Annotated in this window: 13 protein-coding genes; 7 read left to right on the forward strand and 6 right to left on the reverse strand. The window is 63.6% G+C overall.

The window, feature by feature from the left end; genetic code table 11:
- Positions 1-182: 182 nt before the first annotated feature.
- The 7 genes from P0D68_RS29005 to P0D68_RS29035 all read left to right on the forward strand — a co-directional run bounded on the left by P0D68_RS29005 (position 183) and on the right by P0D68_RS29035 (position 7445).
- Positions 183-2063: a feruloyl-CoA synthase gene (locus P0D68_RS29005; RefSeq protein ID WP_408301499.1), complete on the forward strand. Its 1881-nt coding sequence runs from the start codon at positions 183-185 to the stop codon at positions 2061-2063.
- A gap of 45 nt (positions 2064-2108) precedes the next feature.
- Positions 2109-3248, forward strand: coding sequence for an acyl-CoA dehydrogenase family protein (locus P0D68_RS29010; protein ID WP_091804502.1), 1140 nt, complete (start codon positions 2109-2111; stop codon positions 3246-3248).
- Positions 3249-3279: 31 nt separating this feature from the next.
- Positions 3280-4464 carry a lipid-transfer protein gene (locus P0D68_RS29015; RefSeq protein ID WP_091804505.1) on the forward strand — a complete coding sequence of 395 codons (1185 nt, stop codon included), beginning with the start codon at positions 3280-3282 and terminating at the stop codon, positions 4462-4464.
- Positions 4465-4491: 27 nt separating this feature from the next.
- The gene (locus tag P0D68_RS29020) at positions 4492-4932 is read left to right on the forward strand and encodes a MaoC family dehydratase N-terminal domain-containing protein (RefSeq protein WP_408301501.1); all 441 of its coding nucleotides are present in this window, start codon (positions 4492-4494) and stop codon (positions 4930-4932) included.
- A 12-nt stretch (positions 4933-4944) separates the two neighbouring features.
- The gene (locus P0D68_RS29025; protein WP_408301503.1) at positions 4945-5361 is read left to right on the forward strand and encodes a MaoC family dehydratase; all 417 of its coding nucleotides are present in this window, start codon (positions 4945-4947) and stop codon (positions 5359-5361) included.
- 25 nt (positions 5362-5386) lie between these two features.
- Complete coding sequence (locus P0D68_RS29030; RefSeq protein ID WP_091804514.1) at positions 5387-6211, forward strand: SDR family NAD(P)-dependent oxidoreductase; 825 nt, start codon at positions 5387-5389, stop codon at positions 6209-6211.
- Positions 6212-6368: 157 nt separating this feature from the next.
- Positions 6369-7445, forward strand: a complete 1077-nt coding sequence (locus P0D68_RS29035; protein WP_408301505.1) for an MBL fold metallo-hydrolase — start codon at positions 6369-6371, stop codon at positions 7443-7445.
- 72 nt (positions 7446-7517) lie between these two features.
- Here P0D68_RS29035 and P0D68_RS29040 read toward each other — a convergent pair whose 3' ends face one another.
- From P0D68_RS29040 to P0D68_RS29065, 6 genes are all read right to left on the reverse strand, one after another.
- Positions 7518-8462: an electron transfer flavoprotein subunit alpha/FixB family protein gene (locus P0D68_RS29040; RefSeq protein WP_408301507.1), complete on the reverse strand. Its 945-nt coding sequence runs from the start codon at positions 8460-8462 to the stop codon at positions 7518-7520.
- A gap of 10 nt (positions 8463-8472) precedes the next feature.
- Complete coding sequence (locus P0D68_RS29045; RefSeq protein ID WP_091804525.1) at positions 8473-9222, reverse strand: electron transfer flavoprotein subunit beta/FixA family protein; 750 nt, start codon at positions 9220-9222, stop codon at positions 8473-8475.
- A gap of 40 nt (positions 9223-9262) precedes the next feature.
- Positions 9263-10423 (reverse strand): CaiB/BaiF CoA transferase family protein, encoded by a 1161-nt coding sequence (locus P0D68_RS29050; RefSeq protein WP_408301509.1) that lies wholly within the window; start codon positions 10421-10423, stop codon positions 9263-9265.
- Between the two features lie 208 nt (positions 10424-10631).
- Positions 10632-12200 carry an AMP-binding protein gene (locus P0D68_RS29055; protein ID WP_408301511.1) on the reverse strand — a complete coding sequence of 523 codons (1569 nt, stop codon included), beginning with the start codon at positions 12198-12200 and terminating at the stop codon, positions 10632-10634.
- A gap of 130 nt (positions 12201-12330) precedes the next feature.
- Positions 12331-13689, reverse strand: coding sequence for an MFS transporter (locus P0D68_RS29060; RefSeq protein WP_408301513.1), 1359 nt, complete (start codon positions 13687-13689; stop codon positions 12331-12333).
- A gap of 344 nt (positions 13690-14033) precedes the next feature.
- Complete coding sequence (locus P0D68_RS29065) at positions 14034-15590, reverse strand: acyl-CoA synthetase (protein WP_408301515.1); 1557 nt, start codon at positions 15588-15590, stop codon at positions 14034-14036.
- Positions 15591-15624 lie beyond the last annotated feature (34 nt).

A 15624-nucleotide genomic window follows, 5' to 3' on the forward strand; every position in this document is an offset into this window, starting at 1 on the left:
GCTCGTCCTTCCTCGTTCGGCTCCATCCCTCCTCGCCACCCACCTCGGGTGGTTCGCTCGTCGCCACGAGCCACTATGCTCTAAGTCAAGGGGTCGCGCGCAGCCGTTCACGGCGTGCGCGCCTCACACAACAAACGCCGGTGCGCACCCTGTCGCGCGCTGAAGCTCAGGAGACAAGCGTAATGAGTACGCTCATGGCTAGTGAATACACGGCAGCCCCTTACCGTCCCGTACGCTTTCCGGAACGGCGTCCGCTCGTCGAACGCCGCGCCGACGGCACGTTGATGCTGAGTTCCGCCAGTCCGCCCCCCGACATCGCACACAACAGCTTTGCCGATTTCATCCCCGAATGGGCCGAGCGCCGCGGCGATAGTCCTGCATTCTGCGAACGCGATAGCAGCGGCGCCTGGCGCACGATCAGTTGGCGCGACCTGTGGCATCAGGTGCAAACGGTCGCTGCCTGCCTGCTGGAAATGGGCCTCGGCCAGCAGCACCCGCTGGTTCTGCTCTCGGGCAATTCGATCGAGCAGGCCGTGCTTCTGCTCGCAGCCGAGTATGTAGGCATTCCTGCTGCACCGGTTTCGCCCGCCTATTCCACGCTCAGCAAAAACTTCGCACGTCTGAAGGGCGTGCTCGAACTGGTGCCGCCGGCGGCGGTGTTCGTGCAGGACGCGGCGTCGTTCGAACGCGCGCTCGCGATCACCGAACTGGCGGCAACGTCGGTTATCGCGGTACGCAACGCCCAGCCTTCGCAACACGCATGGGCCGACCTGCTTGCCGTCGACATGACGCCGGCGCGCGCCGCCGCCGTTGCCGCAGCGCACGCGGCGATCCGCAAGGACGATACCGTGCGCGTCCTCTTCACGTCGGGTTCGACCGGAACGCCGAAAGGCGTGCCGCTCGCTTACAGCAACTTCAAGGCAGTCGCCGCCTATTACGCCGACAATCTCGGCTGGCTGGGCGAATCGCAGCCGGTGTTCCTCGACTGGCTGCCGTGGCACCACGGCCTTGGCGGCGTGCTGAACATCGGCCGCTCCGTCCAGTTCGGCGCGACGCACTATATCGACGACGGACGCCCGCTGCCTGGCATGATCGAGCGCACCGTGCGCAACCTGCGTGAAGTGTCGCCCACGGTCTTTACCAGCGTCCCCTCCGCATGGGCCGTGCTGGCCGGCGAACTCGAGCGCGACCCCGTGCTCGCCCGCAGCCTGTTCGCCAATGTGCAGTACTTCGGCTATGGCGGCGCAAGCTTGCCGACGGACGTGTGGCATCGCATCCAGCGCGTGGCGGTGGACACGATCGGCAAGCGCATCGTCTTTTCGACAGGCCTTGCCTGCACCGAGACGAGCGGAATGGGCACCTACTGCGGCTGGCCCGCGACCGATCTCGGCAACATCGGCGGCCCTGTGCCGGGTTCGGAAGTGAAGCTGCTGCCGCTCGAAGGCGGCGACGGCCGCTACGAAATCCGCATGCGCGGCGCGAACGTGTTCGGCGGCTACATCGGCAATGCGGCGCTCACCGCCGCCGCTTTCGACGAAGAAGGTTACTTCCGGCTCGGCGACGCCGTGCGCCTTGCGAATCCGGACGATCCGGCGCAAGGCCTACTGTTCGCCGGGCGGGTGGTCGAGGACTTCAAGCTGACGAACGGCACCTGGGTTCGAACCGGCGCGGTGCGGCTCGGTTTGCTCGATCAATGCGCCCCGCTCATTTCAGATGCCGTGATCTGCGGCCATGACCACGAATTTCTCGCCGCGCTCGCCTGGCCTAACGTGGCCGCCTGCCGGCGCCTCGCGCCCGAACTCGCCGAGCTCGACGCGGCTGCGCTGGTCGAGCATCCGCTCGTGGTCGCCGCGCTGCGCGAACGCCTCGCCGGCCACAAAGGCGGCGGCGCGAGCCGCACGATCGAACGCCTGATGCTGATGGCCGAGCCCCCGTCGATCGACGCCAATGAGATCGCCGAGAAAGGCTACGTGAACCAGGCCGTGACCCGCGCGCGCCGCGCTCATCTGATCGAACAGCTCTACCACACCGAACCTGCGGCACATATCGCCTGCGCGCGATAACGCCATCTATCCGCTCATGCCGCACTCATCCTCAGGAATTTAGTGATGCAAATTACCCGTACTGTTTTTCGTGATGATCATGAAATGCTGCGCACCACGGTGCGTCGCTTCCTGGAACGGGAGTGCGCTCCCAAACAGGCCGAGTGGGACAAAGCCGGGCGCGTCGACCGCGAGACGTGGCTGAAGGCAGGCCGCGAGGGTCTGCTGTGCCTGACGCTGCCGACCGAATACGGTGGTGGCGGCGGCGACTTCGGTCACGCGGCGATCCTCAATGAGGAAACGAATCGCGCAGGGCTGAGTGGCCTCGGCTTTGGCGTGCACTCGGACGTGATTGCCCCGTATATCGCGCGCATCGGCAATGAAGAGCAGAAGCAGAAATGGCTGCCGAAAACGTGTACCGGCGAATCCATTCTCGCGATTGGCATGACCGAGCCCGGCACCGGCAGCGACCTGAAGGCGATCCGCACCACCGCCTTGCGCGACGGCGACGAGTATGTGATCAACGGCAGCAAGACCTTCATCAGCAATGGCCTGAACGCCGACCTCATCATTCTGGTGTGCAAGACCGATCCTAGCGCGGGCTCCAAGGGCGTCAGCCTGATCGTCGTCGAGGCGACCCGTGAGGGATTCCGCCGTGGCCGCAAGCTCGACAAGGTTGGCATGCACTCGCAGGACACCGCTGAGCTGTTCTTCGACAACGTGCGCGTGCCGGTTGGCAATCGTCTCGGTGAAGAGGGCAAAGGCTTCGCTTATCTGATGGGCGAACTGCCGCAGGAGCGTCTTTCGATCGCGATCGGCGCCGCCGCAAAACTCGAAGCCTGTCTCGAGCACACGATCAATTACGTCAAGGACCGCAGGGCCTTCAATCAGACCGTGTGGGACTTCCAGAACACCAAGTTCAAGCTGGCCGACATCAAGGCGCAGGCAACCGCGGTGCGCGTGCTGGTCGACCACTACCTCGCTGAACACGTGCGCCGGCGCCTGACGCTGGAGGAAGCCGCGATCGCCAAGCTGTTCGCCACGGAATCGCTCGGCAAGGCACTCGACGACATGGTGCAACTGCACGGCGGTTACGGCTACATGCTGGAGTACCCCGTGGCCCGCGCGTTCGCCGACGCACGCGTCAACCGTATCTATGGCGGCACGAGCGAGGTCATGCGCGACCTCATCTCCCGCAAGCTGTAATTCGAACATTCCATTTCCAAGGAGCAGTGATATGACTCGTAACGTGTTCGTCGCCGGCGTCGGCATGATTCCGTTCAAGAAGCCCGGCACCAGCGACCCGTACGACGTGATGGGCGCGGGCGCCGTGCGCGAAGCACTGGCCGATGCCGGAATCGACTACGCGGATGTGCAGCAGGCCTACGCCGGCTATGTGTACGGCGACTCGACCTGCGGTCAGAAAGCGCTTTATCACGTCGGCATGAGCGGCATTCCCGTCATCAACGTGAACAACAACTGCGCGACGGGTTCGTCGGCGCTGTTCCTCGCGCGTCAGGCGGTGCAAAGCGGCGTGGTCGATTGCGCGCTCGCCGTCGGATTCGAATTCATGCAGCCGGGCGCGCTGTCGTCGAAGTGGAGCGACCGTGCGCCGGCGCTCGAACGTGCGCTGAATCTGGTCAACGAACTGGTGGATCGCACCGATCTGCCGAGCGCGATCCGTCAGTTCAGCGGCGCGGGCCGGGCTCACATGGAAAAGTACGGCACGAAGCTGGAGACGTTCGCGAAGATTCGCGCGAAGGCGAGCCGGCACGCGGCGCGCAACCCGCTCGCCGTGTTCCGCACCGTCGTAACGCCGGAAGAAGTGCTCGCCTCGCCGATGATCTGGGAAGGCGTGCTCACGCGTCTGATGGCCTGCCCGCCGACCTGCGGCGCGGCCGCGGCCATCGTGGTGTCGGAGGAATTCGCCCGCAAACGCGGCCTGCGCACCGACGTGCTGATTGCGGGCCAGTCCCTCACCACCGATCTGCCCAGCACCTACGACTCGCGCGACATGATCCGCGTGGTCGGCTTCGACATGACGCGCGCCGGCGCGAAGCTCGCTTATGAGCAGGCCGGTGTCGGCCCGGAAGATATCGACGTGATCGAACTGCACGACTGCTTCGCGCAAAACGAGCTGCTGACCTACGAAGGTCTGGGTCTGTGCGGAGAAGGCGAAGCGGAAAAACTCGTCAACGATGGCGACAACACGTATGGCGGCAAGTGGGTGGTCAACCCGTCGGGCGGTTTGCTGTCGAAAGGGCATCCGTTGGGCGCGACCGGTCTTGCGCAGTGCTACGAACTGACACATCAGTTGCGCGGCACGGCCGAGCAACGGCAGGTGGAAGGCGCGAAGGTCGCGCTTGCGCACAATCTGGGGCTCGGCGGAGCGTGCGTCACGACCGTGTACAAGGCCGCGTAGTGCGCCACCTCTATCGGAGTGTCCGACATGATCGATAAAAAACACATCGGCAAAGTCATTCCCGCGTTTCGCACCGTGACCGACACGGCCCGGCTGCGGTTCTTCGCCAAGGCAACCGGCGAAACCAACCCGGTCTACTTCGACGAATCCGCTGCCCGCGACGCGGGTCACCCGGGTCTGCCCTTGCCGCCCACGTTTCTGTTCTCGCTCGAACTGGAGCAGCCGGACAAAAGCTGGCGCGACGAGATCGGCATCCAGGTTGCGCGCATCCTGCATGGCGAACAGTCGTTCACCTATCACCGGATGGCCTACGCCGGCGACGTGCTGCTCTTCGAATGCCACATCGCCGACATCTACGACAAGAAAGGTGGCGCGCTCGATTTCGTGGTGCGCGAAACGCGCGTGACCAACCAGAAAGGCGAGCATGTGGCCGACATGCGCAGCGTGCTGGTCCACCGCAACGGCTGAGAGGAGACACGAATGAGCACATTGAGCTTCGACGACGTCAAGGTGGGCGACACGCTGCCGCCGCTGACGCTCGCGCCGATCGACCGCACCACGCTGGCGCTCTTTGCCGGCGCTTCGGGCGATCACAACGCGGTCCACATCGACCTCGACTTCGCGCGCCGCAGCGGCATGCCCGACGTCTTCGCGCACGGCATGCTGTCGATGGCGTATCTCGGGCGCTTGCTGAACGCCTGGGTCGATCAGCGGCAACTGCGGCAATTCGGCGTGCGCTTTGTCGGCATCACGCATCTCGGACACCGGATCACGTGCAGTGGCCGGGTCGTCGAGAAGTTCGAAGCCGACGGCGAGCGCCGCGTGAAAGTAGAGATTCGGACGGCCAATCAATATGGCGAACCGCGCGTCCTCGGCGACGCCGTGATCGCCCTGTAACCTGCATCAATCAAGGAGACAACACATGGGAAAGCTTGACGGCAAGGTGGCGCTGGTCACCGGTTCGGGTCGCGGCATCGGCCGCGCGATCGCCGAGAAACTGGCGAGCGAAGGCGCACGCCTCGTGATCAACGACCTCGACGCCGATCCGGCGCACGAAACGGTCGAAGTGCTGAAGAAGATGGGCGCGGAAGCAGTAGCGTGCCCTGGCAACGTAAGCGCACCGGATTTCGCTGAGCGTTTCGTCAACACGGCGATGAGCACGTTCAAGAGCATTGACATCATCGTCAACAATGCGGGCTATACGTGGGACGACGTGGTCCAGAAGATGACCGACGAGCAGTGGTACGCGATCATCGACTGCCACATGACGGCACCCTTTCGCATCCTGCGTGCGGCGTACCCGCACATCAAGGCGCTGCATGCCGCCGACAAGGAAGCCGGCCGCGACGTGTACCGCAAGATCGTCAACATCTCGTCGACGTCCGCGCTTAACGGTAATGCCGGGCAGATGAATTACTCGTCGGCCAAGGCCGGCGTGATCGGCATGACCCGCGCGCTGAGCCGCGAATGGGGGCGCTTCAACGTCAACGTGAATTGCGTGGCATTCGGTCTGATCCACACCCGCATGACCTCGGCCGATGCGAAGGCCGGGGCGACGGTCTCGATCGAAGGCCGGGATATCCGCGTCGGCCTGAATCCGGAATTGCTCAAGTCGCACGCGCAGCGCAATCCGCTCGGTCGCGGCGGCACGCCCGAAGAAGCGGCCGGCGGTGTCTACCTGTTCTGCTCGCCCGAGTCGAACTACATCACCGGTCAGACCATCGCGGTCGCGGGCAATCTGCAGTAATCCCACACGGTCCCGGCATTCGACCGGGCCTCGTCTGCGCTGGCATGTGTCGTCACGCATGCCGGCGTTTGCATTTCAACGACCGGGTGAACGGACTTCGCGCCGTCTGCTGACTCGCCCTGTCGATTGGCCGACGTCTTCCGGAGCCAACCCAATCATGACCGATGACACCCGCGTCGCGCCGACCGGCAGCGCGCTTCCTTCCGTGAGCTATCCCTTCGAGTCGCCGCCAACGTCCGGCAACGTGTTGGAGGTTGCGCCAGGTGTGCAATGGATTCGCATGCCGCTGCCCTACTCGCTCGATCACATCAACGTGTGGACGATCGCGGACGGCGACGGCTGGGCTATCGTCGACACGGGAGCACGCACGGATGCCGCCACGGCCTTATGGCGTCGCCTTTTCACCGAGTCTTCCGCGAGCCGCCCTGTCACGCGCGTGTTCGTCACGCACATGCACCCCGATCACGTGGGAATGGCAGGCTGGCTCACGCGGACTTTCGACTGCCGTCTGTGGATGACGCGCCTCGAATACCTCAATTGCCGCGTCGCCGCGTCGGACACCGGCCGCGAGGCGCCCGACGACGGCGTGGCGTTCTACCGCCGCGCCGGCTGGAGCGCGGCGGCGATCGAACTCTATCGCGCACGCTTCGGCCGCTTCGGGCAGCATATTCATGCGCTGCCGGACAGTTTTCGGCGCCTGCATGACGCGGAGGAAATCGTGATTGGCCGGCACACGTGGCGGGTGATCGTCGGCACCGGCCATGCGCCGGAGCACGCGTGTCTGTATTGCCCGGAGTTGAAGGTGTTGATTTCCGGCGATCAGGTGCTGCCGCGAATCTCATCGAATGTCTCGGTGTATCCGCTCGAACCGGACGCCAATCCGATGGCGGACTGGTATGCGTCGATCGCAAAACTGAAGGAGCAGGTCCCGGACGACGTGCTCGTGCTACCCGCTCATAACGACTGTTTCCGCGGCCTGCATGCGCGGCTGGATCATCTGCGACGCAGCCAGGACCGCAGCCTCGATCGGTTGCGGCAAGCGCTCAGCGAACCGCGGCGCGCCGTCGACGTGTTCGGCGCGCTGTTTGCGCGCAGGGTCGGCGAAGAGGATATGTCGCAAATGAGCCTCGCGACAGGCGAAAGCCTCGCGTGCCTGAACTACCTGATCGGGCGTGGCGAAGTTCGGCGCGAACTTCGTGATGACGGGACCAACTGGTATTCGCTGGTGTCGTAACAGTGCAAAGGGGGCATCGCCGCGCGACGCGGCGATGCCCCCTTCTTGCCTTCCATGCTGCGTTGAGAAGCCTCAGATCGCGTTGACCAGTTGCGGCACGGCATCGAACAGATCGGCTTCCAGGCCGTAATCGGCGATGCTGAAGATCGGCGCCTCCGGATCCTTGTTGATTGCGACAATGACCTTCGAATCCTTCATGCCCGCCAGATGCTGAATCGCCCCCGAGATTCCGCACGCCACATACAGTTGCGGCGCGACGATCTTGCCCGTCTGGCCGACTTGCCAGTCGTTCGGCGCAAATCCCGCGTCCACCGCCGCGCGGCTCGCGCCCAGCGCGGCACCGAGCTTGTCGGCGAGCGGTGTGAGGACTTCGTTGAATCGATCTCTGCTGCCAAGCGCACGCCCGCCGCTCACGACGATCTGTGCACCGGCAAGTTCGGGCCGGTCGCTTTTCGCGACCACGCGTTCGACGAAGGTGGACAAACCACTGTCCGCAGCCGCGTCGACCGTTTCAATGTGCGCCGCGCCGCCTTCGGCCGGCACGGCATCGAATCCCGTCACGCGCACGGTCAGCACCTTCACCGGGTCGCTGCTTTGCACCGTCACCAGCGCATTGCCCGCGTAGATGGGACGCTGGAACGTGTCCGGACTCACCACCCGAACGATATCCGAGACCTGCGCCACGTCGAGCAGCGCCGCGACGCGCGGCGCGACGTTCTTGCCAGCGCTAGTGGACGGAAACAGGATATGGCCGTAACCCGCGGCGAGCGCGAGAACCTGAGCCGCGATATTCTCGGCGAGACCGTCGCCGAGATGCGGCGCGTCTGCGTGCAGCACGCGCTTCACGCCTGTGATCGCAGCGGCGGCTTTTGCCGCACCGGTTGCTTCATGCCCGGCTACGAGCACATGAACCTCGGCGCCGCATTGCAGGGCGGCCGCAACCGTGTTCAGCGTGGCGGTCCTGATCGAAACCTGGTCGTGTTCAGCCACGACCAGCACTTGATTGGATGCAGTCATGTCGATTCCCTCAGATGACTTTCGCTTCGTTCTTGAGCTTCGCGACCAGCGCCGCGACATCGGGCACCTTCACGCCCGCACTGCGCGCGGCCGGCTCCGTCGTGCTGAGCGCCTTCAGACGCGGCGCGACATCCACGCCGAGTTGTTCCGGCGTGACGACATCGAGCGGCTTTTTCTTCGCCTTCATGATGTTGGGCAGCGTCGCATAGCGCGGTTCGTTCAGGCGCAAGTCGCTCGTAACCACCGCCGGCAGCTTGAGCCGCAACGTCTCGAGCCCCCCATCGATTTCGCGCGTCACCGTCGCGCAATCGTTCGACACCTCCACCCGGCTTGCAAATGTAGCCTGCGGAAAACCAGCGAGCGCCGCCAGCATCTGCCCGGTCTGGTTGCAGTCGTTATCGATCGCCTGTTTGCCGAGGATCACCAGCTGCGGTTGCTCCTTGTCGACCAGCGCCTTCAGCAGCTTGGCGACGGCGAGCGGCTGCAACTCTGCATCCGTCTCGACCAGAATGCCGCGATCGGCGCCGATCGCCATCGCCGTGCGCAAAGTCTCCTGAGAGGCGCCCGTGCCGCACGACACCGCGATCACTTCGCTGACCACGCCTTTTTCCCGCAGACGCACCGCTTCTTCGACGGCGATTTCATCGAACGGATTGATGCTCATCTTGACGTTCGCCAACTCGACGCCAGAGCCGTCCGACTTGACTCGAACCTTGACGTTGAAGTCCACCACGCGTTTCACCGCGACCAGTACTTTCATCTTTTGTCTCCAAACCCAACTTGTCTTTTCTGATGGCGCTTTACGCTTCAGGCCGGTAGCCCAAGCCGTGATCGCGCATGCGTGCAACAGCGGCTTCGTCGAAGCCCCAATCGCGTAATGCGGCCAGGCCGTGTTCACCGCGCTGCGGGGCCGGCTGCGCGATCTTCGAAGGCGTCGCGGAAAAGCGCGGCGCAGGCGCCGGCTGCACGACGCCCGCCACTTCGACGAAGCTGCCGCGCGCACGGTGTTGCGGATGCGCCGGCGCTTCCGAGAAGCTCAACACAGGCGCAACACATGCATCGCTGCCTTCGAACACCGCACACCATTCGTCGCGCGTGCGCGTGAGAAAGGCCGCTGTGAAGCGTTCGCGCAGCACGGGCCAGCCGCTGCGATCGTGCTGCGCCGGCAGGCCCGCTTGCGCGAGGCCGAGCTTCGACAGAAGCTCCGCGTAAAAGCGCGCTTCGACCGCGCCAACCGCCATGTAGCCGCCGTCTTTCGTGCGATAACTGTCGTACCAGGGCGTGCCGCCATCCAGCAGATTGCTGGCGCGCTCTTCCCGCCAGTTACCCGAGGCGAGCAGACCCCAGATCACCGAGCCCAACTGCGCCGCGCCTTCGATCATCGCGGCGTCGACGACCTGGCCCGCGCCGCCGCGCTGCACGTTGAACAATGCCGCCACCACACCCAACGCCAGCAGCATGCCGCCACCGCCGTAGTCGCCCACGAGGTTCAACGGCGGCACGGGCGGCTCACCGGCGCGGCCAATGCCCGACAACACGCCGGACAGTGCGATGTAGTTCAGATCGTGGCCTGCCCGCTCGGCGAGTGGCCCGGTTTGCCCCCACCCCGTCATGCGCCCGTACACGAGCCGCGGATTGCGAGCCAGTGCGGCTTGCGGTCCAAGCCCGAGACGCTCCATCGTGCCGGGGCGAAACCCTTCGATCACGACGTCGGCGCGCGACATCAGATCCAGCGCGGCCTCGATCGCCTGCGGCTGCTTCAGATCGAGCGTGACCGAGCGACGGCCGCGCCCTGTGACGTCCGCACGCTTGCCGTTGGTCTTCGGACCCAGATCGGCAGGTGGAAGCGGCCGGTCGATACGCAAGACATCTGCGCCCATATCGGCTAGCAACATGGCGCCGAAGGGCCCCGGACCGATCGCCTCGAATTCCAGCACGCGAATACCGCTCAAAACACCCATCGTCCCTCCACTCTGCGTTTTGCATGACGGTGCGCCGCGCGCACCGTTATTGGTTGGCACCCACCGTTGAAGTCGGCCCTGCCTGAGTAGAAGTAAGCCAGAATGCGCGCAAACCGGCACCACCCCGGTCGGGTAGCAGGGCGGGTCAATCTAACGGCCACTGATATAGCGCGAGCTCTTTTGACAAAACGCTGAACCGCCGCTATCACTAGCTGACCTGGCGATCCTGACCCACCCAGTACTTTGCGCGAATGGCTTTCTTGTCGACCTTGCCGATCGCCGTCAGAGGCAAAGCAGTTTCGAAGAATAGAGTCTTCGGCGCCGACACAACGCCCTTGCGCGCAGCAACGAACTCGATCAACGCGCTTGCGCTCACCGTCGCCTGTGGTTTCAGCACGACCACGGCGGTCACCGCTTCGCCCCACTTCGGGTCGGGCACGCCAATCACGGCAGACATGGCCACCGCCGGATGGAGCGCGAGACAGTTCTCCACTTCGCTGGAATAGACGTTGAAACCGCCGGAAATAATCATGTCCTTGGCCCGGTCGACCAGATACACATAGCCCTCGGCATCCCTACGTGCCATGTCGCCCGTGTGCAGCCAGCCACCCGCGAAGGCTTTATCGGTTTCGTCAGGCCGGTTCAGGTAACCCGACATGACCAGCGATCCACGCACGCAAAGCTCGCCGACGTCGCCGGCCGGCACTTCCGCGTGATCGGCGTCGAGCAGTTTGACTTCGTTGCCGGGAAGTACACGGCCACAAGAAGCCAGCAGATGCGGCCTCGCAGGATCGTGCTCGTCCGAGCGCAGATAGCTCACCGTCATGGGGGCTTCCACCTGACCATAAATCTGCCCAAAGATCTGACCGAACTTCTGCAGTCCCTCCTGCAGACGCGCGGGCGTGATGGGAGACGCCCCGTACCAGAGGCGTTGCAGACTCGCCAGGTTGTAGTCGCCGAGGACCGGCGATTCGAGCAGCCCGTAGATCTGGCTGGGCACAAGAAACGTGCAATTAATGCCGTGGGTCTGAATAGTCTCGAGGAATCGCTCCGGGTGGTACTTGTCCATAAAGAAGACCGTGCCGCCGCGTAGAAAGGTGGGCAGGATGAACGCGCCCGCTGCGTGGGAGATCGGCGTTGCCGCGAGGAAACGAGGCTGCGCCGGCCATTCCCAGCACGCCAGTTGCTGCAGTGTCATCGTTACGATTGCGCGATGCCGTTGAAGCACGCCCTTGGATTGCCCAGTTGTGCCTCCGGTATAGGAGATCTTGGCAATGTCGTCGGGCTGGGCGTCATATTCCGCTTCGGAAGGGCCCATGCTGGCCGAGGCCACCTGGATATCTGTGCCAAACGCAGACGGACCCAGCGTGAGCACGTGCCCGACGATACCGAGGCGTGCCAATGCGGCCCCGCGCTCGGCATAGCGGGCGGTGTCCACCACCAGCACTTTCATTCCGCTATCGCGCAGCACATACGCATGATCATCCTCAGAGCCAAGCGGATGCAACGGGATAAGACGCAGTCCGAACAGTTGCGCGGCGATCAGCACGACCACCGCATCAGGACTGTTGCCTGACAATAGCCCGATGCCATCCTGGGGGCGAACTCCGACGGACTCGAAATAAGCCACCATACGCTTGCAACGGCAAGCAAGCTCTTCATAACTTAGCCGCACGCCATCACCCACGAGGGCTTCGCGCGACGCAAAGGCCTTAAAGGCCGAACGGTACAGCGCGCCTACCGTGGCGCCTTCATGGGGGGCAATCTTGCTGGGCATTTCAACGTCCTTTTTGCTGTAGTGCTCGGGCACACGGGAGCTGACCGGTGCCCGGGATCGTTGCGCTGCCTCGCGCGAGGCAGCTTATACAATCGATCCACGCCTGAGCGCGCGACGGTTCACGCGAGGTTCACGCGAGGTTCGACGGGTATTCGACCGGTGCGGAGCCGTCGGTTGCGGAACGTTTCAGCCACAGCGCCACCGCCTGGATCAGCAGTGGAATCGCCAGCAGCGAAAACACCGTGCTCACGTCGAGGTTGAATTTCAGCATCAACCCGCCTGCAACCGGACCCAACATACCGCCGAACCGGCCCATGCCGGTCATCCACGACACGCCGGTCGCGCGGCCGCTGGTTGGATAGAACGACGCAGCCAAAGCCGCCATCGACATCACCGCGCCATTCACGCACACGCCGGCAGCAAACGTACTGACCGCGAGAAGCATGAGACTGCCCTTTTGCTCGCCGAGTAGCCAGATGGCCAGCGCCCCGCCGGCAACGGCAATCGCCACGACGCTGTTCTTCTCGAAGCGCCCCATCAACCACCCCAGGCAAAGGGTGCCTGCCATACCGCCTAGCGAGAACAGCCCGGTAATGAAGGAAGCCTGACTGGTGGTAACGCCGCTGCCCCGCAGCAACAGCGGCATCCAGCCGTTCAACAGGTAATACACAAACGCAGCACAGAAGTAGGCGCACCACAGCATCAGCGTACCGAACCGGAAACCGCGCGACAAAATCACTGACACGCCCTGCTTTCCCCGGGTTTCCACGTCCTCTGAAATCACGAAGTGAGCCCCGTCGAAAGATGTATCGGGGGCGATGCGTCGCAGCACAGCTGCCACGCGCTCTGACGGCAAGCCTCGCGATACCATGAATCGCAGCGGCTCTGACAGCACGAATATCGACACTACGGCGAGGACGAGCGGCACCACGCCGCCGACGACAAAAATGCTCGCCCAGCCAAACGCGGGGACCAGGACCGCCGCAATCAGTCCACACGCCGCCGCGCCCAGCATGACGCCACAATTCACAAAATTGACGAGAAGCGGACCGCGGCGAGTCGGGGTGTATTCGTACACAACCGTTAAAGCCACCGGCATCGCCGCCCCCAACCCCAGGCCGGTGATAAAGCGCAGCGAAGCGAGTGCGGCAACGCTGCCGGCCAACGCGGTCAGGATGCTCCCGATTGCGGACGTCATCATCATTATGATCAACACCCGTTTAGGGCTGCTCCAGTCTGACAGCGCCCCCCCGAGCAGCGCGCCAGCCGTCATTCCCAGCACGCCAGCGCTCATTGCAGTGCCCAATTGGGCTTTCGTGATATGCCACTCGCCAATGAGTGATGGCGCCGCATAGCCGATGGCGGCAATGTCATACGCGTCGACTGTGAGAATCAGAAAACACAACGCGATGACGAGCCATTGATAGTGCGAGAAGCTTCGGTTGTCGATGAACTGCTTTACGTCTATTGTCTGCGATGGCAAATGCATGCCCGTCTCCTATTCTTACCGGTCCGCAACGTTCACGGAGTTATAGAAATATCGTCATTCATGGCACGCGGAATGAGTGAACCGCCGACCTCATTCGACTGCTACTGGGAACATCAAGCAGGCAATTCGATTCCGCCTGGAAGGTTTGTCGTATCCTTAGATCCACACCCGTCGCTCCGCTTGCCATGTCCATCAGCGTCATTGCCAGAGCGACTTCCTCACAGATTTGTCTCCTTTTGTATTAGTTATACTTATTTAAAAAATAACAACTCAATCCATTCGGTATGGGTAGTACTGGTGTCCTCAACCACATCGAACGCCATGGCGCGCGATGGCGAGGCTGGTTAATTAATGTTGCGTTGCCTGCCCGCCCAGTACGGCGCACGGATGTCCCGCTTCAGAACCTTGCCGGCAGCCGACAACGGCAGTTGCTCCCGGAACTCGACGGTCTTCGGGCACTTATAGGCGGCGATGAACAGGCGGCAATGTCCGCGAATATCGTCTTCGCTGAGCGTCTCGCCAGGCTTGCAGACCACCACGGCATGCACGGCCTCGCCCCACGTGTCGTGCGGAATTCCGATGACCGCGCAGGCGGCGACCGCGGGATGCCGCGCGATCACGCTCTCCACTTCGGCGGAGTAAACGTTCTCGCCACCGCTGACGATCATGTCCTTGATGCGGTCGACAATGTAGAGATAACCCTGCGCGTCCATGTACGCGCCGTCGCCGGTATGCAGCCAGCCGTCGCGAACGGCCTGCGCGGTCTCCTCGGGCTTCTTCCAGTAGCCGGCCATGACGTTCGGCCCGCGCACGACGATCTCGCCGACCGTGCCGCGCGGCACTTCCTCGCCGCTGCTATCGACCACCTTCACCATCAGTCCCGGCAAGCCGCGACCGATCGAGCGGTACAGGCCGCTTTTGCGGCCCGCTTCATCGTGGTTGGAAGGCGAGTTCGCCGAAATGCTCGGACACGCCTCGGTCATCCCGTAAGAATGCGCGAGCTGCAGACCAGGCAGGGCTTCGATCAGCCGGTCCAATAGCGTTTCCGGGATCGGCGACGCGCCGTAGGTGAGGCGCTTCAGGCTGGTCAGATCGGTGCGGGCAAAGTCGGGATGATTGAGCACCGTCTGGATCATGGTCGGCACGAGCAGCGTGTCGCTTACGCGCTCCTCGCCGATCGCCTTGAGCAACTCGCCCGCGTCGAAGGCCGGAATGACGACGTGCGCCTCGCCGGCGATGAACTGCACGAGCGCGCGTCCGAGCCCGGCGACATGGAAGAACGGCGCCGCATGCAAAACCGCGCTATCGGGCAAGGGCGCGGACTCGGCAATCCGCATGATGCACGACGACCAGACGTTCAGATGCGTCTGCATCACGCCCTTCGGAAAACCGGTCGTGCCGCCGGTGTACATGATGCACGCGAGATCGGCGCCACCACGGCCGGCGTCCGGCATCGGCGCAGCGGCCGCGATCAACGCGTCGAACGAGAGCATGCCGGGCGGCGCCGCGCCGTCGCCGGCATGAATCAGGATCGGCGCGGTCCGGGCGAGCGCGCACACTTCCGGCGCGATATCGGCGAAGTGGTCGTCGACGATCAGGATGCGCGTGTCGCAATCGTTCAGCGAATAGGCGATCTCCGCCACGCTCCAACGAATGTTGACCGGGTTCAGCACGCCACCGCCCCACCACACGCCCATTACGTATTCGAGGTAGCGGTCGGAATTGAGCGCGAGCATGCCGATGCGATCATCCGCTGTCATGCCGATTCCACGCAACGCGGCCGCCAGACGCGCGGTCCGATCCGCGAACTCGCGAAACGTCCGCCGACGTCCCTTGAACGAAGTCGCCACCCGGTCCGGGTTCTGCTGAAGCGAGCGATGCAGGCCCTGGGTCAGATACATGCTGGTCTCCTTGGCTGTGTATGAGCGTTTAAGG

The organism is Paraburkholderia sp. RL17-380-BIE-A (assembly GCF_046028085.1).
Taxonomy (GTDB): domain Bacteria; phylum Pseudomonadota; class Gammaproteobacteria; order Burkholderiales; family Burkholderiaceae; genus Paraburkholderia.

Coding starts and splice junctions, on each gene's coding strand:
- P0D68_RS29065 (WP_408301515.1), bottom strand. CDS start 15,590: ATGTATCTGACCCAGGGCCTGCATCGCTCGCTTCAGCAGAACCCGGAC.
- P0D68_RS29030 (WP_091804514.1), top strand. CDS start 5,387: ATGGGAAAGCTTGACGGCAAGGTGGCGCTGGTCACCGGTTCGGGTCGC.
- P0D68_RS29025 (WP_408301503.1), top strand. CDS start 4,945: ATGAGCACATTGAGCTTCGACGACGTCAAGGTGGGCGACACGCTGCCG.
- P0D68_RS29060 (WP_408301513.1), bottom strand. CDS start 13,689: ATGCATTTGCCATCGCAGACAATAGACGTAAAGCAGTTCATCGACAAC.
- P0D68_RS29010 (WP_091804502.1), top strand. CDS start 2,109: ATGCAAATTACCCGTACTGTTTTTCGTGATGATCATGAAATGCTGCGC.
- P0D68_RS29055 (WP_408301511.1), bottom strand. CDS start 12,200: ATGCCCAGCAAGATTGCCCCCCATGAAGGCGCCACGGTAGGCGCGCTG.
- P0D68_RS29015 (WP_091804505.1), top strand. CDS start 3,280: ATGACTCGTAACGTGTTCGTCGCCGGCGTCGGCATGATTCCGTTCAAG.
- P0D68_RS29005 (WP_408301499.1), top strand. CDS start 183: ATGAGTACGCTCATGGCTAGTGAATACACGGCAGCCCCTTACCGTCCC.
- P0D68_RS29035 (WP_408301505.1), top strand. CDS start 6,369: ATGACCGATGACACCCGCGTCGCGCCGACCGGCAGCGCGCTTCCTTCC.
- P0D68_RS29040 (WP_408301507.1), bottom strand. CDS start 8,462: ATGACTGCATCCAATCAAGTGCTGGTCGTGGCTGAACACGACCAGGTT.
- P0D68_RS29050 (WP_408301509.1), bottom strand. CDS start 10,423: ATGGGTGTTTTGAGCGGTATTCGCGTGCTGGAATTCGAGGCGATCGGT.
- P0D68_RS29020 (WP_408301501.1), top strand. CDS start 4,492: ATGATCGATAAAAAACACATCGGCAAAGTCATTCCCGCGTTTCGCACC.
- P0D68_RS29045 (WP_091804525.1), bottom strand. CDS start 9,222: ATGAAAGTACTGGTCGCGGTGAAACGCGTGGTGGACTTCAACGTCAAG.